We start from the raw sequence: 25,598 nt of genomic DNA on the forward strand, positions 1-25,598 counted from the left end.
CGCGGGTTGAAGCCCGCGCCACAGCCTCTTCGTTACAGCGGTTCTACGGTTACAGCAGCTGAATCACACGCCGCTCGAAAGCAGCATGTTACGGATGTGACCGATGGCCTTAGTCGGGTTCAGGCCTTTCGGACATACGTTGACGCAGTTCATGATGCCCCGGCAGCGGAAAACGCTGAACGGGTCATCAAGCGAAGCCAGACGCTCGGACGTCTTGGTGTCACGGCTGTCTGCCAGGAAGCGGTACGCTTGCAGCAGGGCAGCTGGACCCAGGAACTTGTCCGGGTTCCACCAGAAGGACGGGCACGAGGTCGAGCAGCAGGCGCACAGGATGCACTCGTACAGACCGTCGAGCTTTTCACGCTCTTCAGGGGACTGCAGACGCTCGATGGCCGGAGCCGGCGTGTCGTTCTGCAGGTAAGGCTTAACCTTCTCGTATTGCTTGTAGAAGATGCTCATATCGACAACCAGGTCACGGATAACCGGCAAACCTGGCAGCGGACGAACGATCAACTTGTTGCCTTTTACAACGGCGGACAGTGGCGTGATGCACGCCAGACCGTTCTTGCCGTTGATGTTCATGCCGTCGGAGCCGCAGACGCCTTCACGGCAAGAGCGACGATAGGAGAAACCCTCGTCCTGCTCTTTGATCAGGGCCAGCACGTCCAGCACCATCAGGTCTTTACCACCGGTATCGACCTGGAATTCCTGCATGAACGGCGCAGCGTCCTGATCAGGGTTGTAGCGATAAACACTGACTTGCAACATGGCGATCACCCTTAATAAGTCCGGACTTTAGGTTCGAAAGTCGGAACAGTCTTCGGCGAGAAGTTAACGGCACGCTTGGCGACGCGTTTCTCACCCGGGAAGTACAGGGTGTGGCACAGCCAGTTTTCGTCGTCACGGTCTTCGAAGTCTTCACGGGCGTGAGCGCCGCGGGACTCTTTACGTACTTCGGCCGCGATGGCGGTAGCTTCAGCCACTTCCAGCAGGTTTTGCAGCTCGAGCGCTTCGATACGTGCAGTGTTGAACGCCTGCGACTTATCGTTGATCTTCACGTTGGCGATACGCTTGCGCAGATCGGCCAGTTGAGCGATACCTTTCTGCATGTATTCGCCGGTACGGAACACACCGAAGTAGTTCTGCATGCAGCTTTGCAGCTCGCGACGCAGGGTGGCCACGTCTTCGCCATCGGTACGGCCGTTCAGCGCGTTCAGACGCGACAGGGCTGCTTCGATGTCGGACTCGGTAGCGTCGTCGTATTCGATGCCGTCGGTCAGCGCCTTTTCCAGGTGCAGGCCGGCAGCGCGGCCGAATACCACCAGGTCGAGCAGCGAGTTGCCGCCCAGACGGTTTGCACCGTGTACCGATACGCAAGCCACTTCACCTACGGCGAACAGACCCGGAATGATCTGATCCACGCCTTCGGCGTTCTGGGTGATCGCCTGACCATGAATGTTGGTGGCAACGCCGCCCATCATGTAGTGGCAGGTCGGAACAACCGGAACCGGAGCAACCACCGGGTCAACGTGTGCGAAAGTCTTCGACAGTTCGCAGATGCCTGGCAGACGGCTGTGCAGCACTTCCTCGCCCAGGTGGTCGAGTTTGAGCATCACGTGGTCGCCATTCGGACCGCAACCATTGCCGGCAATGATTTCTTTAACCATCGAGCGGGCAACCACGTCACGACCAGCCAGGTCCTTCGCGTTCGGAGCATAACGCTCCATGAAACGCTCGCCGTGCTTGTTGATCAGGTAACCACCTTCACCACGGCAACCTTCGGTCACCAGGACACCGGCGCCGGCGATGCCAGTCGGGTGGAACTGCCACATTTCGATGTCTTGTACCGGCACGCCAGCACGCAGCGCCATGCCAACGCCGTCACCGGTGTTGATCAGGGCGTTGGTGGTGGAGGCGTAGATACGGCCAGCACCGCCAGTTGCCAGTACGGTGGCCTTGGCGCGGATGTACGAAGTTTCGCCGGTTTCGATGCAGATCGCGATCACACCGACAAACTCGCCTTCCTGGTTTTTCACCAGGTCGACCGCGTAGTACTCGTTCAGGAACGTGGTACCGGCTTTCAGGTTGCCCTGATAAAGGGTGTGCAGCAGCGCGTGACCGGTACGGTCGGACGCTGCGCAGGTACGGGCAGCCTGACCGCCTTTACCGTAGTCCTTGGACTGACCACCGAACGGACGCTGGTAGATACGGCCTTGTTCGGTACGCGAGAACGGCAGACCCATGTGGTCCAGCTCGAAAACGGCAGCCGGGCCTTCCTGACACATGTATTCGATAGCGTCCTGGTCACCGATGTAGTCGGAACCCTTGACGGTATCGTACATGTGCCAGCGCCAGTCATCGTTCGGGTCAGCGGACGCGATCGCGCAGGTGATGCCGCCCTGGGCGGATACAGTGTGCGAACGGGTCGGGAAAACCTTGGTGATCACCGCAGTCTTGTGACCGCCCTGCGCCAGCTGCAGCGCAGCGCGCATGCCGGCACCGCCACCACCAATAATGATGGCGTCGAAAGAAATCGTTGGAATGTTAGCCATGACTCAGATACCCCAGAGAATCTGCACACCCCAGACGAAGTAAGCGAACATCGCAACGCCGCATACTGCCTGGAAAAGGAAACGTATAGCCGTCGCGGACTTGCCGAACGCCATTGGCGTCAGGTAGTCAGTCGCGATGGTCCACATGCCGACCCAGGCGTGAGCGCCGAGAGCAACAAGGGCCAGGAGGCTGAAAATACGCATCCCGTTGTGAGCGAACAGTTCATGCCACTGGGCGTACTCGAGGCCTGGGTGGGCCACGACGTATCCGATCAGAAAGATGAAGTAAGCCGCGAGAACGACCGCCGACACACGTTGCGCCATCCAGTCATAGAGGCCCGAACGCGAGAGGTTCGTGACGTTAGTTACCATATCCAGACTCCTGCCAGAACGATTACCACCACGGAAACGGCGATAACGATTTTCGAGCCCAGCTTGCCGCCTTCCAGCGTCTCACCGATGCCCATGTCCATGATCAAGTGGCGCACACCGGCAACCAGGTGATACAGCAGAGCGGACAGGATGCCCCAAATCACTAGCTTGGCTAGCGGACTGGTCAGACACGCTTTCACCTGACCGAAGCCTTCCTCGGAGCTCAGCGACTTGTCCAATGCGTAAAGCATGATGGCAAGGCACACAAAGAGGATGACACCGGAGATACGGTGAAGAATGGACGTGTAAGCAGTGACTGGGAGTTTGATGGTCCTTAGGTCTAGGTTTACAGGTCGTTGGCTTTTCACGGCTTTTTTTTCACACTGAAGAGCCCCTAACAATCAGGGCAAAGTTGTTGGGGAGTGCACTGGTCAGGTAACCACCACCCAGGGATGCGACCCCCAATGAAAGCAAGCCCAAAAGCCCTTGGCGGTCGGTGGCCGAGTATAGACAGTTAGGCTACTAATGACAACGCAATCACCTACCCCCAATAGCTGATTGCACAAGTCGCATAAAAGGCGTAAATGGCAGTCAATTTCGAGGAAAAAGTGCGCTTAAAGCCTTCTGGAGCAAGACTTTAGGCAAATTGACATTCGAATTTATCTCACTATAGTGGTGCGGGCCCTGCGTGGGGGGTCTGTCTGATGGTTCAAGCATAAATAGGAGGCCACATGGCTGACAAAAAAGCGCAGTTGATCATCGAGGGCGCAGCCCCCGTCGAGCTGCCCATTTTAACCGGCACCGTTGGTCCCGATGTAATCGATGTTCGGGGCCTGACGGCCACGGGCCGCTTCACTTTCGACCCGGGTTTCATGTCGACCGCTTCGTGCGAATCGAAGATCACCTATATCGACGGCGACAACGGCATTCTGTTGCACCGCGGCTACCCGATCGAACAGCTGGCTGAAAAGTCGGACTACCTGGAAACCTGCTACCTGCTGCTTAACGGCGAACTGCCGACCGCAGAACAGAAGGCCCAGTTCGTCAGCACCGTGAAAAACCACACCATGGTTCACGAGCAGCTGAAAACCTTCTTCAACGGTTTCCGTCGCGACGCCCACCCGATGGCCGTCATGTGCGGCGTAGTCGGCGCCCTCTCGGCCTTCTACCACGACTCCCTGGACATCAATAACCCGCAGCATCGCGAAATCTCCGCGATCCGTCTGGTTGCCAAGATGCCGACCCTGGCAGCGATGGTTTACAAGTACTCCATGGGCCAACCCATGATGTACCCGCGCAACGACCTGACGTACGCGGAAAACTTCCTGCACATGATGTTCAACACCCCGTGCGAGATCAAACCGATCAGCCCGGTACTCGCCAAGGCCATGGACCGGATCTTCATCCTCCATGCCGACCACGAGCAGAACGCATCGACCTCCACCGTGCGTCTGGCAGGCTCCTCGGGTGCCAACCCGTTCGCCTGTATCGCCGCCGGTATCGCCGCACTGTGGGGCCCTGCCCACGGCGGTGCGAACGAAGCCGTATTGACCATGCTTGACGAGATTGGCGATGTGTCCAACATCGACAAGTTCATCGCCAAGGCCAAGGACAAGAACGATCCGTTCAAGCTGATGGGCTTCGGTCACCGCGTTTACAAGAACCGCGACCCTCGCGCGACTGTGATGAAGCAGACCTGCGACGAAGTGCTGAAAGAACTGGGCATCAACAACGATCCGCAACTCGAACTGGCCATGCGCCTGGAAGAGATCGCGCTGACCGACCCGTACTTCATCGAGCGCTCGCTGTACCCGAACGTCGACTTCTACTCGGGGATCATCCTCAAGGCGATCGGCATTCCAACCAGCATGTTTACCGTGATCTTCGCTCTGGCCCGTACCGTGGGCTGGATTTCGCACTGGAAAGAAATGCTCTCCAGCCCGTACAAGATTGGCCGTCCGCGCCAGTTGTATACTGGCTACGAGTCGCGTGATATCACCAAGCTGGAAGATCGCAAATAAGACCTGTCTTGCGATAACGTCTTGAAGTTGTATCGGGAACGGCCTCTTATATAGAGGCCGTTTTTGTTTGTTTGGGTTTTGGGGTTTTGGGTGTATATCCGTTGCTGCGGTAACGGCCTCCTATGGTTTCGCTCTTACAGCGAGTCACCTTTTCCAAACGCCGAAAAGGTAACCCAAAAGGCTTTGCCCCGGCGTACGGCACTTCGCTTAGGCTCAGTGTTCCCTCGCTACGGTGTCCATCAGGGGGCATCGCCTACGGTTTGCTTCGCTGCACCTCCTCTCGATGTATGCGGCTTCGCCGCATGGCGCTGCGCGCCTAACCCCCTGATGGACACCTTCGCTCGGCCTGCCGATGGGGCAAAAGATCAAAAGCCAGAGCCAAAGCCAAAGCCAAAGCAGATCAAAAGATCACAGCCTTCGGCAGTTCCTACATGGGATTGGGTGTATTCAGTTAGAGATTGGTCGGCTGGCAGGCCGCCTTCGCGAGCAAGCCCGCTCCCACAGTTGGGCCGGGTGCATCAGCAAGAAATTGGTCGGCTGTCAGGCCGCCATCGCCAGCAGGCTGGCTCCTACAGTTCAGAGAGCGTGCCCCGCATGCGGCGAAGCCGCCCCACTCAACACAATGAGCGTTAGCTCGAGTAAAGCTTTTGATCTCAGGGCCCGTCGGCAGGCTGAGTGGAGGGATTTATCCGGGGGTGGGAGCGTAGCGACCGTTTGGCGCAGCCAAACACAGCGAGAGGAGGTGCAGCGAAGCAAACCGTAGGCGCTGCCCCCCGGATGAATCCCGGAGCGAAGGAACCCGAGCCCAGGCGAGGGCCGAACGTCAGGGCACAGACCTTTTGGTTACTTTTGGGGCGTTTGCCAAAAGTGACCCGCCGTAAGGGCGGAACCCTAAGTAGCCGTTACCGCAGCAACGGATATGTACTCAATAACCACCAAACACCAAGGCCCTAGCCCGATAACCGCCCACAAAAAAAATACCCCGATCTCTCAACCGGGGCACTTCACTCAAACCACGTAATCAGCGCTTAGTGCGAAACCGCCCCACTCGCCCCCAACCCCGTCTGCGAACGCACAAACTGCGGGAAGAACAGCGCCCGCTCGTTCTCGGCCGCAGCCGATTTGTCGGTGATCGAGAAGAACCAGATCCCGATGAACGCGATCACCATCGAGAACAGCGCCGGATACTCGTACGGGAAGATCGCCTTCTCGTGATGCAGAATCTGCACCCAGATGGTCGGGCCAAGGATCATCAGCCCCACCGCACTGATCAGCCCCAGCCAGCCGCCGATCATCGCGCCGCGGGTGGTCAGCTTCTTCCAGTACATCGAAAGCAACAGCACCGGGAAGTTGCAGCTCGCCGCGATGGAGAACGCCAGGCCAACCATGAACGCAATGTTCTGGCTTTCGAACAGGATGCCCAAGCCGATCGCCAGCACACCCAATGCGATGGTGGTGATCTTCGACACGCGAATCTCATCCTTGTCGTTAGCCTTGCCCTTCTTGATCACGCTGGCATACAGGTCGTGCGACACCGCCGAGGCACCGGCCAGGGTCAGACCGGCCACCACCGCCAGAATGGTCGCGAACGCCACCGCCGAGATGAAGCCGAGGAAGATGCTGCCACCCACTGCGTCAGCCAGGTGCACCGCCGCCATGTTGTTGCCGCCGAGCAGAGCGCCCGCCGCGTCCTTGAAGTCAGGATTGGTGCTGACCAGCAGAATCGCGCCGAAGCCGATGATGAAGGTCAGGATGTAGAAGTAACCAATGAAACCGGTGGCGTACAGCACGCTCTTGCGGGCTTCTTTGGCGTCACTCACGGTGAAGAAGCGCATCAGGATGTGCGGCAGACCAGCGGTACCGAACATCAGGGCCAGGCCCAGGGAGAACGCCGAAATCGGATCTTTCACCAGACCGCCCGGGCTCATGATCGCTTCACCTTTCGGGTGAACCTTGATTGCCTCGGAGAACAGCGTGTTGAAGTCGAAGTTGACGTGTTTCATCACCATCAGCGCCATGAACGAGGCACCGGACAGCAACAGCACAGCCTTGATGATCTGCACCCAGGTGGTCGCCAGCATGCCGCCGAACAGCACGTACATGCACATCAGGATACCGACCAGAATCACCGCGACGTAGTAGTCGAGACCGAACAGCAGCTGGATCAGCTTGCCGGCACCGACCATTTGCGCGATCAGGTAGAACGCCACCACCACCAGCGAACCGCAGGCAGACAGGGTACGGATTTGGGTTTGCCCGAGGCGGTAGGACGCCACGTCGGCAAAGGTGTATTTGCCCAGGTTACGCAGACGCTCGGCGATCAGGAACAGAATGATCGGCCAGCCCACCAGAAAGCCGATCGAGTAGATCAGGCCGTCGTAGCCGGAGGTGAACACCAGCGCGGAAATCCCCAGGAAGGACGCCGCCGACATGTAGTCACCGGCAATCGCCAGACCATTCTGAAAACCAGTTATCTTGCCGCCCGCCGCATAGTAGTCGGCAGCCGACTTGTTGCGCTTGGAGGCCCAGTAGGTGATGCACAGGGTCGCACCGACGAACACCACGAACATGGCGATGGCGGAAACGTTGAGCGGTTGTTTGTGGACTTCGCCGGTCAAGGCGTCAGCGGCCCAGACGGCTGGAGCGAACGCTGCGATGCTCAAAAGAGCCAGTAGACGCCGGATCATTGCTGAGCCTCCTTGAGAATCGCATTGTTCAGGTCGTCAAACTCGCCGTTGGCGCGCCGTACGTAGATCGCGGTCAGGATGAAGGCCGAGACAATCAGGCCGACACCGATCGGAATACCCCAGGTAATCGAAGACCCGGGACTGAGTTTCGCCCCGAGCACTTGCGGCCCGTACGCGATCAGCAGAATGAATGCGGAGTAAAGCCCGAGCATGATTGCCGAGAGAATCCAGGCGAATCGTTCCCTTTTTCTCACCAGCTCCTTGAAGCGCGGGCTGTTTTGAATCGAGAGGTAAATGCTGTCGTTCATTGTTTTTATCCTCGCAGCACAGATTATTGTTGGAACGTATCCACTGTATGCGGCTGCGGAACGGGTTCCAGACGACCTTAGTATTAGAACGACATGACGTTTTCGCCAATTTTCGGACGGTAATTAGCCGAAAGAAATGGAAAGAGGCGTTGAAACAGCCGTAAACCCTGTAAGGGAGGGTGCACAAGAAACAAATGTGGGAGCGGGCTTGCTCGCGAAGGCGGTGTGCCAGTCAATGCAAATGTGACTGATACGACGCCTTCGCGAGCAAGCCCGCTCCCACAGGGTTATTGCAGTGTTTGGGTTATTTGGTCCAGTCAGCCACGCGATCCGGGTGCTTGGCGACCCAATCCTTGGCCGCCGCTTCAGGCTTGGCGCCGTCCTGGATGGCCAGCATGACTTCGCCGATCTCGTCTTTCGATGCCCACTGGAAGTTTTTCAGGAACTTGGCGACTTCAGGCGCTTTGGCATCCAGCTCTTTGCTGCCGATGCTGTTCACGGTTTCAGCCGCGCCGTACACGCCTTTCGGGTCGTCGAGGAAGCGCAGTTTCCACTTGGCGAACATCCAGTGCGGCACCCAACCGGTGACCGCAATCGACTCGTTCTTTTTCTCGGCGCGGGTCAGCTCGGCAATCATGCCGGCGCCGGAACTGGCCTTGAGCGTATATTTGTCCAGGCCGTAATCCTTGATCGCCTGATCGGTTTTGAGCATTACGCCTGAACCGGCGTCGATGCCGACGATGCGGTTCTTGAAGCTGTCATCGGTCTTGAGGTCTTCGATCGATTTCGCTTTGACGTACTCCGGCACGATCAGGCCGATTTTCGCATCCTTGAAGTTCGGGCCGTAATCCACGACCAGATCCTTGTTCTTCGCCCAGTATTCGCCGTGGGTGACCGGCAGCCAGGCCGAAAGCATCGCATCGAGTTTGCCGGTGGCCACGCCCTGCCACATGATCCCGGTGGCGACGGCTTGCAACTTCACGTCGTAGCCGAGTTTCTGCTTGATCACCTCGGCCGCCACATGGGTGGTCGCGACGCTGTCGGACCAGCCGTCAACGTAACCGATGTTCAGGGTCTGTTTTTCAGCGCTGGCGAATGTGGAACTCATCGCAAGCACCAGAGCGGCACCTGCGCCTAAAAGTCGTCGCATCTTCATCGTTTACTTCCCCGAAATGCTGCGCCCAACGGATGCCGGGCATCGTCAACGTATTGTTATGGTGCACAGCGCCCCCATCACGCCTGACCGCAAACTCGCTTGAACGCCAGTGGAGTGCTGACGCTTTCGATCATCGGCCTGACGCCCGCAGCGACCTGCTCTGTCAGCGACCTCAATACACCGAGAAACGACATCAGAAGGCCATTAATCGCCTCCGAATTAATGGCGCCAGACAATCCGCCCGAACTTTGCATGGACAAATCATGCAGGCCACCAACCGCTTAAAAATGCAGGTAACATGCGTCGCTTTGCAGCCACTCGGCCTGACCATGTCCGCGACTTCCCGCTTTCCCTCTCTTCCTTACCTCTTCGCCTGCCTGCTCGGCCTGCTTGCCCTCGGCGGCTTCTGGTACGGCCTCGGCAAACCGGTGATCCTGCCGGACGCCGCGACCCCGACGCACAAGTTGCAATGCGCCTCCTACACGCCGTTCGACAAGGATCAGTCGCCGTTCGACGTACCGTTCAAACTGCGCCCGGAGCGCATGGACGCCGACCTCGCCCTGCTGGCGACGCGCTTCGAGTGCATCCGCACCTATTCGATGACCGGCCTCGAAGCGCTGCCGGAGCTGGCGCGCAAACACGGTTTGAAGCTGATGATCGGCGCCTGGGTCAACAGCAACCCGGTGGACACCGAAAAAGAGGTCGACCAGTTGATCGCCTCGGCCAACGCCAACCCGGATGTGGTCAGCGCGGTGATCGTCGGCAACGAAGCCTTGCTGCGCAAGGAAGTCACCGGCGCGCAACTGGCCAGACTGATCAACAAGGTCAAAAGCCAGGTCAAGCAACCAGTCACCTATGCCGATGTCTGGGAGTTCTGGCTCAAGCACCCGGAAGTTGCGCCGGCGGTGGACTTCCTGACCATTCACTTGCTGCCGTACTGGGAAGATGATCCGTCGAACATCGATGTCGCCCTGCAACATGTGGCGGATGTGCGTCAGGTGTTCGGCAACAAGTTCGCGCCCAAGGACGTGATGATCGGCGAAACCGGTTGGCCCAGCGAAGGTCGCCAGCGCGAGACCGCCCTGCCGAGCCGGGTCAACGAGGCCAAGTTCATTCGCGGTTTTGTCGCGATGGCCGAGAAGGAAGGCTGGCATTACAACCTGATCGAGGCGTTCGACCAGCCATGGAAGCGTGGCAGCGAAGGTGCGGTCGGCGGCTATTGGGGCCTGTTTGATGCCGATCGCCAGGACAAGGGTGTGCTCGCCGGACCGGTGACCAACGTGCCGTACTGGAAGGAATGGCTGGGCATCGGCGGGCTGATCTTCCTCGGCACGCTGCTGCTCGGCGGCCGGGTGCGCACCACCCGATCGGCGTTGATCCTGCCCCTGCTCGGTGCGCTGGCCGCCTGCTCGATCGGCGCCTGGGGTGATCTGGCGCGAGTGACCACGCGGTTTGCCAGCGAATGGCTGTGGGTCGGTTTGCTGACGGTCTTGAATCTGTTGGTGCTGGCCCATGCCGCGCTGAGCCTGAGCGCCCGCCAGGGTTGGCGTGAACGCGTCTTCAATCGGCTCGAGCGCCGTGCCGGCTGGCTGGTGGCGCTGGCAGGTTTCGCGGCGGCGGTGATGATGCTGGAGATGGTCTTCGACGCACGTTATCGCAGCTTTGCCAGCATGGCGTTCATCCTGCCGGCACTGGTTTACGTGTGCCGGCCGGTCAGTGTGCCGCGTCGGGAAATCGCTCTGCTGACCTTTATCATCGGTGCCGGCATTGCGCCGCAGTTGTATGAAGAAGGATTGTTGAATCAGCAGGCATGGGGCTGGGCGTTGGTCAGCGGGTTGCTGGTGGCGGCACTTTGGCGCTGCCTGCGGGTTCGCAAGGGCTGATCTCCAGAGGCCAGTCTTGCCCCTTCGCGAGCAAGCCCGCTCCCACATTTGATTGCATTCCAACTGAAGGAACTCGATTAAATGTGGGAGCGGGCTTGCTCGCGAAGGCTGAGGATCAGGCGCTACGGGATTCCCGGACCAGCCGCAACCCGGCAATCACCACCGCAAATACCGCCAAAGTCGTGTTGTACAACGCCAGCGCCGGCAACCCGAACACCAGCGCCAGCACCGCCAGCCACCACCCTGCCCGCCCGGGCAGCACAAAACCCAGCAGCGCCGCACCCAGCGCGGTCCAGCCCAGTACCTTGAAGTGGATCATCAGCCCCAGGTTCGAACGCACCGAGCATTCCCAACGGCTCGCTTCATCGACGCAGATGCCAACCCACCGACCGTCCTCCATAAAGCCATAACGCGCGCCATAACTGGCGGCCAGCCACAGCGGCAACAGAACGAGCAACAGGATCACGGGCAAGCGGCGGGACATGAATCTCTCCAATCAACGAAATCGGCGGCCAGCTTAATCGCACTTGTACCGTTGGCAAGTACTAACAACTGTTAACTGGTCATCCGCGCCTTGCAAAGTGTATCGTCCAGCTACTATTACTCCGAATTCTGCCTGTTTGGTGCCGAGGCATGGCACTTTGGCGCAACCCCGGTGGTCATAGCCTGCGAACTTCATTCGGCACCTTCCTTTAAGGGATCCAGTCATGCTCCGTTCCTTGCGCTTCGCCGCGCTTTTCTGCGGCCTTATTCTGAGTGCGTCCGCACTGGCGGTGGATATCGATGCCGCCGGTTATGGCTATCCCCTGACCAACCCGTTCGAGGCGACCATCGCCACGACGCCACCGGACCTGCGCCCGGAATTGCCGTCGGACGACGAGATCAACCAGTCCGACCACAGCATTACCCTGCGCCCGGAACGGGCATTCATTCTCCCGGACAATTTCTGGGCAGTGAAAAAACTCACGTACCGCATCGCCGAGCAGGACAAACCGGCGCCGCTGATCTTCCTGATCGCCGGCACCGGCGCGCGCTATGACAGCGCGATCAACGAATACCTGAAGAAGCTCTATTACAAGGCCGGCTACCACGTCGTGCAGTTGTCGTCGCCGACCAGCTTCGACTTCATCAGCGCCGCCTCACGCTTCGCCACCCCGGGCATCACCAAGGAAGACGCCGAAGACATGTACCGGGTGATGCAAGCCGTGCGCGCGCAACATCCGAAACTGCCGGTCACCGAGTACTACCTCAGCGGCTACAGCCTCGGTGCGCTGGATGCCGCGTTCGTCGCACACCTGGACGAAACCCGGCGCAGCTTCAACTTCAAGAAAGTCCTGCTGCTCAACCCGCCGGTCAACCTCTATACCTCGATCACCAACCTCGACAAGCTGGTGCAGACCGAGGTGAAAGGCATCAACAACAGCACCACCTTCTATGAACTGGTGCTGAACAAGCTGACCCGCTACTTCCAGCAGAAAGGCTACATCGATCTCAACGACGCCCTGCTCTACGACTTCCAGCAGTCGAAACAGCATCTGACCAACGAACAGATGGCGATGCTGATCGGCACCTCGTTCCGTTTCTCGGCGGCCGACATTGCCTTCACTTCCGACCTGATCAACCGTCGCGGCCTGATCACCCCGCCGAAATTCCCGATCACCGAAGGCACCAGCCTCACGCCATTCCTCAAGCGTGCGCTGCAATGCGACTTCGACTGCTACCTGACCGAACAGGTGATCCCGATGTGGCGTGCGCGCACCGACGGCGGCAGCCTGTTGCAACTGATCGACCAGGTCAGCCTGTACGCGCTCAAGGATTACCTGCACGACAGCCCGAAAATCGCCGTCATGCATAACGCCGACGATGTGATCCTCGGCCCCGGCGACCTCGGTTTCCTACGCAAGACCTTCGGCGATCGCCTGACCGTTTATCCTTACGGCGGCCATTGCGGCAACCTTAACTACCGCGTCAACAGCGACGCCATGCTGGAGTTCTTCCGTGGCTAAATATCTCCTGCTGATTGCAGCGCTCCTCAGTGCAGGCGTGGCCCAGGCCGACAACAGCAAAGCCAACGCGCCAGTGGTGGTCGACAACGACGGCTTCAAGGAACCGCTGTCCAAACTCAAGTTCAACCCGGGTCTGGACCAGCGTGAATTCGAACGCTCGACGCTTAACGCGCTCAACGTTTACGACCCGCTGGAGTCGTGGAACCGCCGCGTCTACCACTTCAACTACCGCTTCGACCAATGGGTGTTCCTGCCAGTGGTCGACGGTTATCGCTACGTGACGCCAAGCTTCCTGCGTACCGGGGTGAGCAACTTCTTCAACAACCTCGGCGACGTGCCGAACCTGGTCAACAGCCTGCTGCAGTTCAAGGGCAAGCGCTCGATGGAAACCACGGCGCGGCTGCTGCTCAACACCACCATCGGCGTCGCCGGTCTGTGGGACCCGGCCACCGCCATGGGCCTGCCGCGCCAGAGCGAAGACTTCGGTCAGACCCTGGGCTTCTACGGCGTACCGGGCGGCGCCTACTTCGTGTTGCCGATCCTCGGCCCGTCGAACATCCGCGACACCGCCGGCCTGGCCGTCGACTACACCGCCGAATCGGCGATCAACTACCTGAACGTGTCGAAAGTCAGCGAAAACCACCCGGAAATCTGGGCCCTGCGCGCGGTCGACAAGCGCTACCAGACCAACTTCCGCTACGGCCAGATGAACTCGCCGTTCGAGTACGAGAAAGTGCGTTACGTGTACACCGAGTCGCGCAAGTTGCAGATTGCCGAGTAAACCCTTCCAACCGCTGGCAAGCATCGGCCCCGCCGAGCTTGTCAGCGCGTCTGCACGCCCGACATTCTTTTCATATGCCTGCCCTTCTGTGCCCGCCCGGGTAAAGACTGACGCCGCCATTCGTCTTACAGACAGCGGCGTACGCCCGGTCAACTGGGTGGGCAGGCGATCCCTTCCGAGGAGTCATGATGTACTTGCTTATTGCCTCTGACCTGGATGGCACGCTGCTGCTGCCAGGCGATACTTTCGGTGCCTTTACCAAAAGCGTGATTCACAGCCTGAACCGCGCAGGTCATCACATCGTGCTGGCGACGGGTCGGCATCAGACGGACGTCGAGTCATTGCTCGACAGTCAGTCACCGCCGGTTCACCTGATCACCGCCAATGGCGCGCGCATCTCCAGCACCTGTGGCGGGCTTTCACTGAGCGCGGAATTATCGACCGCCGTTGTTCAGACATTGCTCGAGGAAACCCGCGCCGACACCGACCTGACCATCAACCTTTACTGCCGATCCGGCTGGCTGATGAGTCGAGAAGACGAAAACCTGAAGGACTTCAGCCAGAACCCGGACTTCCAGCCAACACTCTGCGCGACCGAGAATCTGCCGCTGCAGGCTGTGCAGAAAGTGTTTTTCTTTCAACGCAGCAAGGATCATGACGCCCTGCTCAGGCTGCAGGCGCGGCTGGAACAACGGCTGGGCGATCAGATCGGCACGGTATTCACGTTTCCATGGTGCCTGGAGGTCATGGCCAGAGACGTCTCCAAGGGCAATGCCCTGAAGCAGCTGGCCGAATTCCTCAACGTGCCCATTCAGGCCTGCATCGCGTTTGGTGACGCCATGAACGACGCCGACATGTTGGCCAGTGTCGGCAAAGGCGTGCTGATGGGCAACGCACATGCCGAGTTGAGACAGGCACTGCCCGAAGCGGAGATCATCGGCCGATGCACCGATGAAGCCGTCGCGCACTACCTGTCGAAGCATCTGCTGAAGAGCGCTGATCGCCCGGCATGAACACCTGCGGGTGTCCTTACGCCCGCACAGCTTTCCACAATTTGCCAACCAGGCTCACCGCGAGCAACACCACGCCCCCGGCAATAATCCCGGCCACGCCATTGAGCAGCACCGGGACTGCAAACCCGACACTACCGGACGCCGCACCCACACTTTCAATCCAGTGATGCACCGCAGGAATGCCGTGGGTGAGGATGCCACCGCCGACCAGGAACATCGCCGCCGTGCCGATCACCGACAGGCCTTTCATCATGTACGGCGCGGCGCGCAGGATCGCGTTGCCGATGCTTTTCGCTGCGGCAGCGGGTTTCTGCGTCAGCCACAGGCCGAGGTCGTCGAGTTTGACGATGCCGGCCACCAGACCATAAACACCGACAGTCATGACGATGGCGATGCCGGACATCACGATCACTTGCTGGGTCAGCGAAGCGTCGGCCACGGTGCCGAGCGTGATGGCGATGATTTCCGCCGAAAGGATGAAATCGGTGCGGATCGCGCCTTTGATCTTGTCCTTCTCGTAAGCCACCAGATCGGTGCTCGGCGCGGCCACGGCCTCGGTCAATTGCGCATGTCCGGCGTCATCTTCGGCCTTGCTGTGCAGGAACTTGTGCGCGAGTTTCTCGAAGCCTTCGAAGCACAGATACGCGCCGCCGACCATTAACAGCGGCGTCACCAGCCACGGTACAAACGCACTGATCGCCAACGCCGAAGGCACCAGAATCAGTTTGTTGAGAAACGAGCCCTTGGCCACCGCCCAGACCACAGGAATTTCCCGCTCGGCGCGCACGCCGGAGACTTGCTGGGCATTGAGCGCCAAGTCGTCACCGAGCACCCCGGCGGTCTTCTTCGCGGCCATTTTGCTCATCAACGCCACGTCATCCAGAACCGTAGCGATGTCGTCGATCAGCACCAGCAAACTGCTTCCTGCCATGGGTCAGGCTTCCCTACATGAAAAAAGTGCGCGCAGCATACCGCGCCGCACTCACTGGAGCGAGACGCTAAGGCACCTGCCAGCCACCCCCCAGGCTCTGGAACAGCGCGACACTGCCCTGACTGAGCAAACCTTGCGTGTCGCGCAGGTTCTGCTCGGCCTGCAACAGCACCAATTGCTGAGTCAATACCGCTTGCTGGCTGACCGTGCCCGCGCGCTGCTGCGCCTGCTGGCTGCCGAACAATTGCTGATTGCGCTGAAACATCTGCTCGTAGGCCTGCGCCTGGGTGTGCAGGTGATTGATCGCCGACAGGTTGTCCTCGACGTTCTGCAACGCACCGAGCACCGTGCCGCGATAATTCGCCACGTCCTGATCGTAGGTGGCTTCGGCTTCCTGCTTGGCGGCTTCGCGGGCGCCGCCGTCGAAAATCGTTGCGGCCAGCGCCGGGCCGAGGGTCCAGATGCGGTTCGGCACCGAGAACAGACCGCCCAGCGCCGTGCCGCGAAAACCGCCTTCGGCGGTCAGGCTCAGGGTCGGGAAAAACGCCGCTTCGGCGACGCCGATTCGCGCGTTGGCCGCTGCTGCCAGGCGTTCGGCCGAGACCACATCGGGACGCCGCAGCAGCAGATTCGACGGTAGCACCGGCGGCGGCATCGGCGTGGTGAACTGATAGTCGGCCGCCTTGGGCAGATTGAACTGCGCCGGCGCCACGCCCACCAGCACCGCCAATGCATGCTCGGCCTGCTCGCGTGAACGCTGCGCGGTTTGCAGCGCGGCAATCACCGTGCTCAATTGATCCTGCGCCACCAGCAATTGATCGTTGGTCGCCGTACCCTGCACGGTTTGCGCCTGGATCATCGTCAGCAGTTGCTGGTTGATGGTCTGCTGTTGCTGCAACAGATCGATGTCCATATCCAGTTGCCGCAGCCCCAGATAATTGGTCGCTACGCTCGCTCCAATCGACAGCCGCACCCCGGCCAGCAAGGCATCGGACGATTGCAGCGAGGCCTGGCTCGATTCGATGCCGCGCCGCACCTGGCCCCACAGATCCGGCTCCCAACTGGCGCTCAAGGTCGCGCTGACGGATTGCTCGACGGTGCCGCCACTGCTGCTGGTGCCGGTCAAGCCGCTGGTGGTGCTGCCGCTGGCACCGCCACCGACCCCGCGCGCGCCGGACAAGCCCACGCCCACCGTCGGCCACAACCCGGCGCGGCTCGATGCCACTTGTGCCTGCGCCAGCCGATACGCCGCTTCGGCACCAATGATCGACGGGTTGGCCTTGGCCGAGCGTTCGACCAGATCGTTGAGTATCGGATCCTGATAAATCCGCCACCACTGGCTGTTCAGCGCCCCCTGCGGATTGGCCTGGGCGCGCTGCCATTGGGTGCCTTCCTTGAAAGAGGTCGGCAGTTCCATGGCCGGTTTCTGATAATCCGGACCGACCATGCAGCCACTCAACAACAGACACAACACAACCCCCTGTAGGAGTGAGCCTGCTCGCGATAGCGGTTTCACATTCAACAACGATACAGGCTGATCCGCCGCTATCGCGAGCAGGCTCACTCCTACAAAGGATTTGTGTTTCATGGCGTACTCCTGCGCAGGCGCTGCGACGCCCGATCCAGCCAAAGGTAGATCACCGGCGTGGTGTACAGCGTCAGCAACTGGCTGAACAGCAAGCCACCGATGATCGAAATCCCCAACGGTCGGCGCAGCTCCGAGCCATAGCCGGTGCCGAGCACCAGCGGCAGTGCGCCAAGAATTGCCGCCAGCGTGGTCATCATGATCGGCCGGAAACGGATCAGACAGGCGCGGCGAATCGCTTCTTTCGCGCTCAGGCCAAATTCGCGGCGCTCGGTGATGGCGAAGTCGATCATCATGATCGCGTTCTTCTTCACGATCCCGATCAACAGAATCACCCCCACCAGCGCGATGATCGACAGCTCAGTCCCCGTCAGCAGCAACGCGATCAACGCACCGACCCCGGCCGAGGGCAAGGTCGAAAGAATCGTCAGCGGATGCACCAGACTCTCGTAAAGCATCCCCAGCACGACATACACCGACAGCAGCGCCGCGACGATCAGCAGCGGTTCACTGGCCACCGAAGACTGGAACACCTGCGCGGTGCCGGCGAACTGGCCGACCACGCTGGCCGGCATGCGCAATTGCTTCACGGCGTTTTCAACTAACGCCGTCGCCTGACCGATGGATACGCCTGGCGCGAGGTTGAACGAAGCGGTCACCGCTGGAAAGGTGCCCTGATGACTGATCGAAATCGCTGTGCGCCCCACCGAATAATCAGCAACAGCCGACAGCGGCACCAACGGTTGCGAAGCGGTGGCGCTGAGGTTGGGCGCCGCCGCAGCGCCCTTGGTGGTGACGGCCGCCGTGCCCACCGGCACGTAGACATTTTTCAGGGTGGCCGGGTCAGCCCAATACGGCGGCGCAACTTCCATCACTACGTGGTATTGGTTGGCGGAACGGTAGATGGTCGAGACCTGACGCTGGCCGAACGCGTCGTACAGCGTCTGGTCGATGGCCGACATGCTCACGCCCAGTCGCGCCGCCGCATCACGATTGACGGTGACGCTGGCCATCAGGCTGTTGTCCTGCTGATCGGTGTTGATGTCGGTCAGTTGCGGCAAGGTGTGCAGCGCCGCCACGACTTTGGGCACCCATTCATCGAGGGTGCTCTGGTCATCGGCGGTCATCGTGTACTGATACTGCGCCCCGCTCTGCCGCCCGCCAACGGTGATGTCCTGCGCTGATTGCAGGTACAGGCGCGTGCCGGGCATGTCGCCCAGGGTGCGGCGAATCTGCCCGATGACCTGATCGGCGCTGTCCTTGCGATCGGCCAGTGATTTGAGGGTAATGAACAACTGCGCACTGTTGACCGCGCCGCCGATCCCGCCGCCACCGCCGACAAAACCACCGACGGTGGCCACGTTCGGATTGCTCAGCACCTTCTGGTTGATCTCGCTGAAGTTCGACTGGATCGCCCCGAAGGAAATGCTCTGCGCCGCGATGATGCTGCCGGACATGCGCCCGGTGTCTTCCTGCGGGAAAAAGCCCTTGGGCACCATCACGTACAGGACGCACGCCAGCACGATCACCAGCAACGTCAGCAACCCCATCAGGAACGAATGCTCCACCACCCAGCCCAGGGTGCGGTCATAGAAGCGGTGAAAGCGCGAATCCGGATGATCTTCGCCGTCCCCAGCCTGCTCATTGGTACGCAGCAGCACGCTGGCGAGCATCGGCGTCACGGTCAGTGATACCAGCATCGAAATCACGATCGCCACCGACAGCGAAATCGAAAACTCGCGAAACAGTCGCCCGACTATGCCGCCCATCAGCAGCAACGGAATGAACACCGCCACCAGCGACACACTGATGGTCATCACCGTGAAGCCGACCTCGCGCGCCCCGGCCAGCGCCGCCTGCACACGGCTTTCGCCCTTCTCCAGATGGCGCATGATGTTCTCGACCACCACGATCGCATCGTCCACCACAAACCCGGTGGAAATGGTCAGCGCCATCAACGACAGGTTGTTCAGGCTATAGCCGAGAAAGTACATCGCGCCAAACGTGCCGAGCAGCGACAACGGCACGACGATGGCCGGGATCAGCGTGCTGCGCCAGTCGCGGAAGAACGCGAACGTCACCAGCGTCACCAGTGCGATGGAAATCAGCAGGGTCATTTCCACGTCATGCAACGACGCACGAATGGTGGTGGTGCGATCCATCAGGATGTTGATCTTGATCGCCGAAGGGATCGAACTTTGCAGAAACGGCAGGTCAGCCTTCACCGCATCCACGGTGTCGATGACGTTGGCCCCGGGCTGCTTGAACACCACCAGCAGCACCGCTGGTTTGCCGTTGGACAGGCCGAAGTTGCGCAGGTCTTCGACGTCTTCGGTGACGTCGCCCAGATCGGAAATGCGCACCAGATCGCCATTGTTTTTCTTCACCACCAACGGCCCGTAATCGGCGCCCTGATAGAGCATGTCGTTGGCCTTGAGGCCATAGGATTGAGCGCCGAGCGCCACCGTGCCCTTGGGCAGATTGACGTTGGACGCCTGAATCACCTGGCGCACCTGTTCGAGGCTGACGCCATAGCGGTTGAGCCGATCCGGGTTGAGCTCGATGCGTACCGCCGGCAGCGCCGCGCCGCCCACCGTGACGTCGCCGACCCCGGTGGTTTGCAACAGGCGTTGCTCAAGCAGGGTCGAGGCCACGTCATACATCTGCCCGCGTGTGGCGCTGTCGGAGGTCAGGCTGAGGATCAGGATCGGTGAATCGGCCGGGTTGACCTTGCGGTAGGTCGGGTTGCCGGACAGGTCGCTCGGCAGATTGCTGCGCGCCGCGTTGATCGCCGCCTGCACGTCCCGGGCGGCGCCGTCGATGTCGCGGTTGAGGTCGAACTGCAGGGTGATGCGCGTCGCCCCCAGCGAACTCGACGAGGTCATTTCAGTGACCCCGGCGATCTGCCCGAACTGGCGCTCCAGCGGCGTCGCCACCGACGATGCGACAGTGCTCGGATCAGCGCCGGGCAACGAAGCGCGCACGCTGATGGTGGGGAAATCCACTTCCGGCAGCGGCGCCACTGGCAGCAGGTTGAACGCCAGCACGCCGAACAGCGCCAGCCCCACCGCCAGCAACGTGGTGGCGATCGGGCGCTGGATGAACGGCGCGCTAAGGTTCATCGCGATAGGCCTCGACCAGCGCTGGCCGGCGCCGAGTGAAACGCTGCTCCAGACTGTGCATGGCGAGGAAAATCACCGGGGTCGAAAACAGCGTCAACAACTGACTGAGCAGCAGCCCGCCGATGATCGCGATGCCCAGCGGATGTCGCAGCTCCGAACCGATCCCGGTGCCCAGCGCCAGCGGTACCGCGCCAAACAGCGAGGCCATGCTGGTCATCAGGATCGGCCGAAAACGCAGCTCGGCCGCCTGACGAATCGCCGCCACGGCATCGAGTCCGCCCTCGCGCTCAAGCTCCAGCGCAAAGTCGACCATCATGATGCCGTTCTTCATCACGATCCCGATCAACAGCACGATCCCGATCAGGCCGATGATGTCGAACTGCGTGCCGGTGATCAGTAACGCCAGCAGCGCGCCCAGCGCTGCCGAGAGCAAGGTCGAAAGAATCGTCACCGGGTGCACGAAGCTCTCGTAGAGAATGCCCAGCATCAGGTACACGACGATGATCGCCGCCAGCACCAGAAACACCTGATTCGACAGTGACGCCTCGAACGTCGCCGCCGCCCCCTCCAGATTGGCCTGCACCGACAGCGGCAGGCCGGCCTTGGCTTCGATCTCGTTGAGCCGGGTCACCGCAGCACCAAGGGTCTGGCCGGGGGCGAGGTTGAACGACACGTCGGCATAGGGAAATTGCCCGAGGCGGTTGATGGTCACCGGCGCGCGAATCACCTGCATGGTCGCCATGCTGGACAGCGGTGCCACCCCGCCGCCGGGAATATCGACGTAGAGCCCGGTCAGCAAATCGGCCAGATTGTGCGGCGGATGATCAGTGGCAATCACTACGTGATACTGGTTGAGCTGGGTGTAAATGGTCGACACCTGACGCTGGCCGAAGGCGTCGTACAGCACATCGTCGATGGCCTGCGGGGTGATCCCCAGACGTGAAGCGGTGGCCCGGTCGAAGTTGAGCTGGATCTGATTGCCGAACTGCATCGCCTGACTCTGCACATCGGTGAACATCGGGTCCTGCTTGATCGCCGCCAGCAATGTGTTGGTCCACTGCTCCAGCTCATCCGGGTCGGTGGCCTGCAGGCCGAGGCGGTAGCTGGTGGTCGAGACCGTGGCGTCCAGCGTCAGGTCCTGCACGCTGTGCAGGTACAGGCGAATCCCGGCGTCGTCGGCGTTGGCGTCCGAGAGCCGGCGAATCACTGCCGCGCTGCTGTCGCGGTCGCCGTGGGGCTTGAGGTTGATCAGCAGGTTGCCCTGATTGATCGTCGGGTTGGTCTGGTCGATACCGACGAACGACGACAGGCTGGCCACCGCTGGATCTTTCAGAATTCGTGCGGCCAACCGTTGCTGTTCGATCTGCATCTGCTGGAAGGAAATTGTCGGCGAGGCCTGGGAAATACCCTGGATCAGCCCGGTGTCCTGCTCGGGGAAAAAGCCCTTGGGCATCACCACGATGATCAGCAGGGTCAGTGCCCCGGTGAACACAATGGAAATCAGCGTCAACCCGCGGTGCAGCAACACCCAGTCCAGGCCTTTGACGTAATAGCCGTTGATCCGGTCGAAGAAATCGACCCGGCGCTCCTCGTGCCTGTGCTTGAGCATGCGCGAGCACATCATTGGCGTCAGGGTCAGGGTGATCAGCGCCGAGATGACGATGGTCACCGCCACGGTCATGGCAAATTCACGGAACAATCGCCCGACCACGTCGCCCATGAACAGCAGCGGAATCATCACCGCGATCAGCGCCACCGACAGCGAAATGATCGTGAAGCCGATCTGCTCCGAGCCCTTGAGCGCAGCCTCCATCGGCGAGTCGCCGGCCTCGATGTAACGGGTGATGTTTTCGATCATGACGATGGCGTCATCGACCACAAAACCGATGGCGATGGTCAGCGCCATCAGCGTCAGGTTATTCAGCGAAAAGCCCAGCCCATAGGCCACTGCAAGCGTACCGACCAGGGTCAGCGGCACGGTTACCGCCGGAATGATCGTCGCCGGGAGATTGCGCAGGAACAGGAAAATCACGATCACCACCAGCAGCACCGCCACGCCCAGTTCGTACTGCACGTCGGTGACCGAGGCACGAATGGTTTGCGTGCGATCGGTGAGCACGTTGACCTTGAGCGTCGCCGGCAGACTGGCGCGCAACTTGGGCAACAGTTGCTGCACACGGTCGACCACGTCGATCACGTTGGCGCCGGGCTGGCGCTGGATATTCAGGACAATCGACGGCGTGCTATTGGTCCACGCAGCCTGGCGTGGATTCTCCGGGCCCTGGGTCGAACTGGCGATCTGCGACAGACGGATCGGCGCGCCGTTCTTGTAGGCGATCACCAGGTCGCGATACTCCTCGGCCGACTGCAACTGGTCGTTGGTGCCGATCGAATACGCCTGATATTTGCCGTCGATATTGCCCTTGGCCTGATTGACGTTGGCCGTGCCCAGCGAGGTGCGCAGGTCGTCGAGGGACAGACCGAGATTGTTCAGCGCCGAGGTGTTGGCCTCGACCCGCACCGCCGGGCGCTGACCGCCGCTGATGGTGACCAGGCCGACACCGGTGATCTGCGAAATTTTCTGCGCCAGCCGCGTGTCGGCGAGGTCTTCAACCTTGGTCAGCGGCAGCACGTCGGAGGTCAGCGACAGGGTCAGCACCGGCGCGTCGGCCGGATTGACCTTGCTGTACACCGGCGGGTACGGCAGGTTGGCCGGCAGGAACGTGCCGGCGGCGTTGATCGCGGCCTGCACTTCCTGCTCGGCAACATCCAGCGACAACGACAGATCGAATTGCAGGGTCACCACCGAAGCGCCGTCGGAGCTGGTGGAGTTCATCGATTTGAGGCCCGGCATCTCGCCGAGCTGACGCTCCAGCGGCGCGGTGATCGACGAACTGATCACCTCGGGACTCGCGCCGGGGTATTGAGTGAAAACCTGGATAGTCGGGTAATCCACTTCGGGCAACGCCGACACCGACAGCAAGTGATAACCGAGCATGCCCAGCAACAGCACCGCCACCATCAACAGCGTGGTAGCGACCGGGCGTTCGATGAAGGGGCGCGAGACGTTCATGTTGGGCGCCTCCTCACTGCGCGACGACTTTCACCGCAGAGCCATCGTCGAGTTTGTCGGCGCCCTCGGTGACCACCTGCTCACCGGCCTTCACGCCGTTGTCGAGCACTGCCGAGACGTCCCCCGTCGCCGGGCCGGTCTTGATGTTGCGCAGGCTGACCTTGTTGCCCGGATCGACCACGACGAACACGAAATCGCCCTTGCTGCCGTGCTGGATCGCCCGGGTCGGCACCACGCTGATCTGGGTCAGCGTGTCGGCCTTGAGTCGCGCGTTGACGAACTGATTGGGAAACAGCGCCTTGCCCGCATCATCAAACTGCGCCTTGACCTTGATCGTGCCGGTGCTGGTATCGACCTGGTTGTCCAGCGCCAGCAGACTGCCAGTGGCCAGCAGATTGTGCTTGTTGCGGTCGTAGGCCAGCACCGTCACCGGCCCCTTGGCCATGGCCTGATTGATTGCGCCCAGATCATCTTCGGGCACGGCGAACACCACCGTGGCCGGGGTCATCTGGGTGATGACCGCAATCCCGGTGGTGCTGGTGGTGGTCACGTAGTTGCCGGGATCGACCTGGCGCAGGCCGACCACGCCATCCACCGGCGAGGTGATGGTGCAATAACTCAATTGCACTTCGAGGTTCTGCACGCTGCCCTGATCGGAAGCGACCGTACCTTGCAGTTGCTGCACCAGGGAGGCCTGGGTATCGAGGGTTTGCTGGGTGGTGGAACCGACCTTGATCAGCTCGCGATAGCGCGCCAGATCGCGCACGGCGTTGGCAAGCAACGCCTGATCGTGCATCAGCGTACCCTTGGCCACCGCCAATTGCGCCTTGAGTGCGCGGTCATCGATGCGTGCGATCACCTGGCCCTTGCGCACCTGCTGGCCTTCCTGGAATTCGACCGAGCTCAAAATTCCGTCGACTTGGGTGATCACTGTCACGCTGCGGGTCGGGGTGACGGTGCCGAGGGCGTCGATGTACACCGGCACATCCTGCAACTTGACTGCGACCGTTGCCACGGGCTCGGCCGGCGGCGGTGGCTTGGGCTTGCGCTGGTTCGACGCGAGGAACAGCCACAGCACCACTGCCAGCAATACAAGCCCCAGCACAACGATGGCCCAGGCGATTTTGCTGCGTCTGCGTTTTTCCACGGTATTTCACTCGAACAGGCCGACAATCACACACGGCAATTGAAAGTGAAGCCCGGCCATACAAGGCAAATCCCTGGCCAATGGCTTGATCGCTGCCTTGAACTCTAGCAGCGCCTCCCGAGTTCACCCAAAGATCTGCAGGTTCGTTCAGCCCCGAGACAGCGAAGTCCGTCCGCCCCGTGGCCGGGGCATTCTTGAGCGCTGCGCGAGGCCGGTGCTACCATGCGCAACCGCCAGAACAGGCAAGGAACCACCGGGTTTATGAGCACAATCCGCGAGCGCAACAAAGAACTGATCCTGCGTGCCGCCAGTGAGGAATTTGCCGACAAAGGCTTCGCTGCGACCAAAACCAGCGACATCGCCGCCAAGGCAGGATTGCCCAAGCCCAACGTCTACTACTACTTCAAGTCCAAGGAAAACCTCTACCGCGAGGTCCTGGAAAGCATCATCGTGCCGATCCTGCAGGCCTCGACTCCGTTCAACCCGGACGGCGTGCCGAGCGAAGTGCTCAGTGGCTACATCCGCTCGAAGATCCGCATCTCCCGCGACCTGCCCTTCGCCTCCAAGGTGTTCGCCAGCGAAATCATGCACGGCGCCCCGCACCTCAGCGCCGACCTGGTCGAGCAGCTCAACAGCCAGGCCAAGCACAACATCGACTGCATCCAGAGCTGGATCGACCGCGGCCAGATCGCCCCGATCGACCCCAACCACCTGATGTTCAGCATCTGGGCCGCGACCCAGACCTACGCCGACTTCGACTGGCAGATCTCTGCGGTCACCGGCAAGGACAAACTGGACGAGGCGGATTACGAGGCGGCGGCGCAGACGATCATTCGGTTGGTGTTGAAGGGGTGTGAGCCGGACTGATAGACCTCGTTGAGCGCTTCGCGAGCAAGCTCGCTCCCACAGGAGATTTATAACCGCCGCCTATCCAATGTGGGAGCGAGCCTGCTCGCGAATG

General features: G+C 60.6%; 19 protein-coding genes. 6 read left to right on the forward strand and 13 right to left on the reverse strand.

Going from position 1 to position 25,598, the window contains the following annotated elements; translation table 11 throughout:
* Positions 1 to 63 precede the first annotated feature (63 nt).
* From JFU48_RS28535 to sdhC, 4 genes are read right to left on the reverse strand one after another with little or no spacing between them, the layout of a single operon-like run.
* Complete coding sequence (locus JFU48_RS28535; RefSeq protein ID WP_003223007.1) at positions 64 to 768, reverse strand: succinate dehydrogenase iron-sulfur subunit; 705 nt, start codon at positions 766 to 768, stop codon at positions 64 to 66.
* 11 nt (positions 769 to 779) lie between these two features.
* Positions 780 to 2,552 (reverse strand): succinate dehydrogenase flavoprotein subunit, encoded by a 1,773-nt coding sequence (gene sdhA / locus JFU48_RS28540; RefSeq protein ID WP_003223001.1) that lies wholly within the window; start codon positions 2,550 to 2,552, stop codon positions 780 to 782.
* Between the two features lie 3 nt (positions 2,553 to 2,555).
* Positions 2,556 to 2,924 (reverse strand): succinate dehydrogenase, hydrophobic membrane anchor protein, encoded by a 369-nt coding sequence (sdhD, locus tag JFU48_RS28545; protein WP_003222999.1) that lies wholly within the window; start codon positions 2,922 to 2,924, stop codon positions 2,556 to 2,558.
* A complete protein-coding gene (gene sdhC / locus JFU48_RS28550; protein ID WP_016773673.1) occupies positions 2,918 to 3,292 on the reverse strand; it encodes a succinate dehydrogenase, cytochrome b556 subunit in 375 nt (124 codons plus the stop codon). The genes sdhD and sdhC overlap by 7 nt, the downstream gene beginning before the upstream one ends.
* Before the next feature lie 363 nt (positions 3,293 to 3,655).
* Between sdhC and gltA the strand changes: the two genes are divergently transcribed.
* The gene (gene gltA / locus JFU48_RS28555) at positions 3,656 to 4,945 is read left to right on the forward strand and encodes a citrate synthase (RefSeq protein ID WP_003222994.1); all 1,290 of its coding nucleotides are present in this window, start codon (positions 3,656 to 3,658) and stop codon (positions 4,943 to 4,945) included.
* Positions 4,946 to 5,973: 1,028 nt separating this feature from the next.
* On the opposite strand, the gene JFU48_RS28560 is transcribed toward gltA, so the two are convergent.
* The 3 genes from JFU48_RS28560 to JFU48_RS28570 form a co-directional block, all read right to left on the reverse strand.
* Entirely contained in the window at positions 5,974 to 7,632 is a 1,659-nt protein-coding gene (locus JFU48_RS28560; RefSeq protein WP_103522381.1) for a cation acetate symporter, read from the reverse strand.
* Entirely contained in the window at positions 7,629 to 7,940 is a 312-nt protein-coding gene (locus JFU48_RS28565; protein ID WP_003222991.1) for a DUF485 domain-containing protein, read from the reverse strand. Before JFU48_RS28565 ends, JFU48_RS28560 begins: the two co-directional genes overlap by 4 nt.
* Before the next feature lie 304 nt (positions 7,941 to 8,244).
* Positions 8,245 to 9,096, reverse strand: coding sequence for a glycine betaine ABC transporter substrate-binding protein (locus JFU48_RS28570; RefSeq protein WP_003222989.1), 852 nt, complete (start codon positions 9,094 to 9,096; stop codon positions 8,245 to 8,247).
* A 287-nt stretch (positions 9,097 to 9,383) separates the two neighbouring features.
* On the opposite strand from JFU48_RS28570, the gene JFU48_RS28575 reads away from it, so the two are divergent.
* Positions 9,384 to 10,979, forward strand: coding sequence for a glycoside hydrolase family 17 protein (locus JFU48_RS28575; RefSeq protein ID WP_201138551.1), 1,596 nt, complete (start codon positions 9,384 to 9,386; stop codon positions 10,977 to 10,979).
* A 115-nt stretch (positions 10,980 to 11,094) separates the two neighbouring features.
* Here the strand turns inward: JFU48_RS28575 and JFU48_RS28580 are convergent, their stop codons facing one another.
* The gene (locus JFU48_RS28580; RefSeq protein ID WP_003222985.1) at positions 11,095 to 11,463 is read right to left on the reverse strand and encodes a hypothetical protein; all 369 of its coding nucleotides are present in this window, start codon (positions 11,461 to 11,463) and stop codon (positions 11,095 to 11,097) included.
* A 223-nt stretch (positions 11,464 to 11,686) separates the two neighbouring features.
* On the opposite strand from JFU48_RS28580, the gene JFU48_RS28585 reads away from it, so the two are divergent.
* From JFU48_RS28585 to JFU48_RS28595, 3 genes are all read left to right on the forward strand, one after another.
* Positions 11,687 to 12,985: a hypothetical protein gene (locus JFU48_RS28585; protein WP_003222983.1), complete on the forward strand. Its 1,299-nt coding sequence runs from the start codon at positions 11,687 to 11,689 to the stop codon at positions 12,983 to 12,985.
* Positions 12,978 to 13,766, forward strand: a complete 789-nt coding sequence (locus JFU48_RS28590) for an MlaA family lipoprotein (RefSeq protein ID WP_003222981.1) — start codon at positions 12,978 to 12,980, stop codon at positions 13,764 to 13,766. Before JFU48_RS28585 ends, JFU48_RS28590 begins: the two co-directional genes overlap by 8 nt.
* A gap of 188 nt (positions 13,767 to 13,954) precedes the next feature.
* Entirely contained in the window at positions 13,955 to 14,779 is an 825-nt protein-coding gene (locus JFU48_RS28595) for a Cof-type HAD-IIB family hydrolase (protein ID WP_201138367.1), read from the forward strand.
* Positions 14,780 to 14,795: 16 nt separating this feature from the next.
* Here the strand turns inward: JFU48_RS28595 and JFU48_RS28600 are convergent, their stop codons facing one another.
* The 5 genes from JFU48_RS28600 to JFU48_RS28620 form a co-directional block, all read right to left on the reverse strand.
* Positions 14,796 to 15,710 carry a DUF808 domain-containing protein gene (locus tag JFU48_RS28600; protein ID WP_201138368.1) on the reverse strand — a complete coding sequence of 305 codons (915 nt, stop codon included), beginning with the start codon at positions 15,708 to 15,710 and terminating at the stop codon, positions 14,796 to 14,798.
* A 67-nt stretch (positions 15,711 to 15,777) separates the two neighbouring features.
* Complete coding sequence (locus tag JFU48_RS28605; protein WP_201138369.1) at positions 15,778 to 17,298, reverse strand: efflux transporter outer membrane subunit; 1,521 nt, start codon at positions 17,296 to 17,298, stop codon at positions 15,778 to 15,780.
* The gene (locus JFU48_RS28610; RefSeq protein ID WP_201138370.1) at positions 17,295 to 20,417 is read right to left on the reverse strand and encodes an efflux RND transporter permease subunit; all 3,123 of its coding nucleotides are present in this window, start codon (positions 20,415 to 20,417) and stop codon (positions 17,295 to 17,297) included. Before JFU48_RS28610 ends, JFU48_RS28605 begins: the two co-directional genes overlap by 4 nt.
* A complete protein-coding gene (locus JFU48_RS28615) occupies positions 20,407 to 23,490 on the reverse strand; it encodes an efflux RND transporter permease subunit (RefSeq protein WP_201138371.1) in 3,084 nt (1,027 codons plus the stop codon). Before JFU48_RS28615 ends, JFU48_RS28610 begins: the two co-directional genes overlap by 11 nt.
* A gap of 13 nt (positions 23,491 to 23,503) precedes the next feature.
* Entirely contained in the window at positions 23,504 to 24,637 is a 1,134-nt protein-coding gene (locus JFU48_RS28620) for an efflux RND transporter periplasmic adaptor subunit (protein ID WP_003222969.1), read from the reverse strand.
* Positions 24,638 to 24,898: 261 nt separating this feature from the next.
* Between JFU48_RS28620 and JFU48_RS28625 the strand changes: the two genes are divergently transcribed.
* Positions 24,899 to 25,504, forward strand: coding sequence for a TetR/AcrR family transcriptional regulator (locus JFU48_RS28625; RefSeq protein WP_007969638.1), 606 nt, complete (start codon positions 24,899 to 24,901; stop codon positions 25,502 to 25,504).
* The last annotated feature ends 94 nt before the right edge of the window (positions 25,505 to 25,598 follow it).

It is taken from the genome of Pseudomonas sp. TH49, assembly GCF_016650625.1.
Lineage (GTDB): Bacteria > Pseudomonadota > Gammaproteobacteria > Pseudomonadales > Pseudomonadaceae > Aquipseudomonas > Aquipseudomonas fluorescens_H.

Excerpts from the sequence above, each read along its gene's own strand:
- JFU48_RS28535 (WP_003223007.1), bottom strand. The coding sequence starts at position 768 with ATGTTGCAAGTCAGTGTTTATCGCTACAACCCTGATCAGGACGCTGCG.
- sdhA (WP_003223001.1), bottom strand. The coding sequence starts at position 2,552 with ATGGCTAACATTCCAACGATTTCTTTCGACGCCATCATTATTGGTGGT.
- sdhD (WP_003222999.1), bottom strand. The coding sequence starts at position 2,924 with ATGGTAACTAACGTCACGAACCTCTCGCGTTCGGGCCTCTATGACTGG.
- gltA (WP_003222994.1), top strand. The coding sequence starts at position 3,656 with ATGGCTGACAAAAAAGCGCAGTTGATCATCGAGGGCGCAGCCCCCGTC.
- JFU48_RS28560 (WP_103522381.1), bottom strand. The coding sequence starts at position 7,632 with ATGATCCGGCGTCTACTGGCTCTTTTGAGCATCGCAGCGTTCGCTCCA.
- JFU48_RS28565 (WP_003222991.1), bottom strand. The coding sequence starts at position 7,940 with ATGAACGACAGCATTTACCTCTCGATTCAAAACAGCCCGCGCTTCAAG.
- JFU48_RS28570 (WP_003222989.1), bottom strand. The coding sequence starts at position 9,096 with ATGAAGATGCGACGACTTTTAGGCGCAGGTGCCGCTCTGGTGCTTGCG.
- JFU48_RS28575 (WP_201138551.1), top strand. The coding sequence starts at position 9,384 with ATGCAGGTAACATGCGTCGCTTTGCAGCCACTCGGCCTGACCATGTCC.
- JFU48_RS28580 (WP_003222985.1), bottom strand. The coding sequence starts at position 11,463 with ATGTCCCGCCGCTTGCCCGTGATCCTGTTGCTCGTTCTGTTGCCGCTG.
- JFU48_RS28585 (WP_003222983.1), top strand. The coding sequence starts at position 11,687 with ATGCTCCGTTCCTTGCGCTTCGCCGCGCTTTTCTGCGGCCTTATTCTG.
- JFU48_RS28595 (WP_201138367.1), top strand. The coding sequence starts at position 13,955 with ATGTACTTGCTTATTGCCTCTGACCTGGATGGCACGCTGCTGCTGCCA.
- JFU48_RS28600 (WP_201138368.1), bottom strand. The coding sequence starts at position 15,710 with ATGGCAGGAAGCAGTTTGCTGGTGCTGATCGACGACATCGCTACGGTT.
- JFU48_RS28605 (WP_201138369.1), bottom strand. The coding sequence starts at position 17,298 with ATGAAACACAAATCCTTTGTAGGAGTGAGCCTGCTCGCGATAGCGGCG.
- JFU48_RS28610 (WP_201138370.1), bottom strand. The coding sequence starts at position 20,417 with ATGAACCTTAGCGCGCCGTTCATCCAGCGCCCGATCGCCACCACGTTG.
- JFU48_RS28615 (WP_201138371.1), bottom strand. The coding sequence starts at position 23,490 with ATGAACGTCTCGCGCCCCTTCATCGAACGCCCGGTCGCTACCACGCTG.
- JFU48_RS28625 (WP_007969638.1), top strand. The coding sequence starts at position 24,899 with ATGAGCACAATCCGCGAGCGCAACAAAGAACTGATCCTGCGTGCCGCC.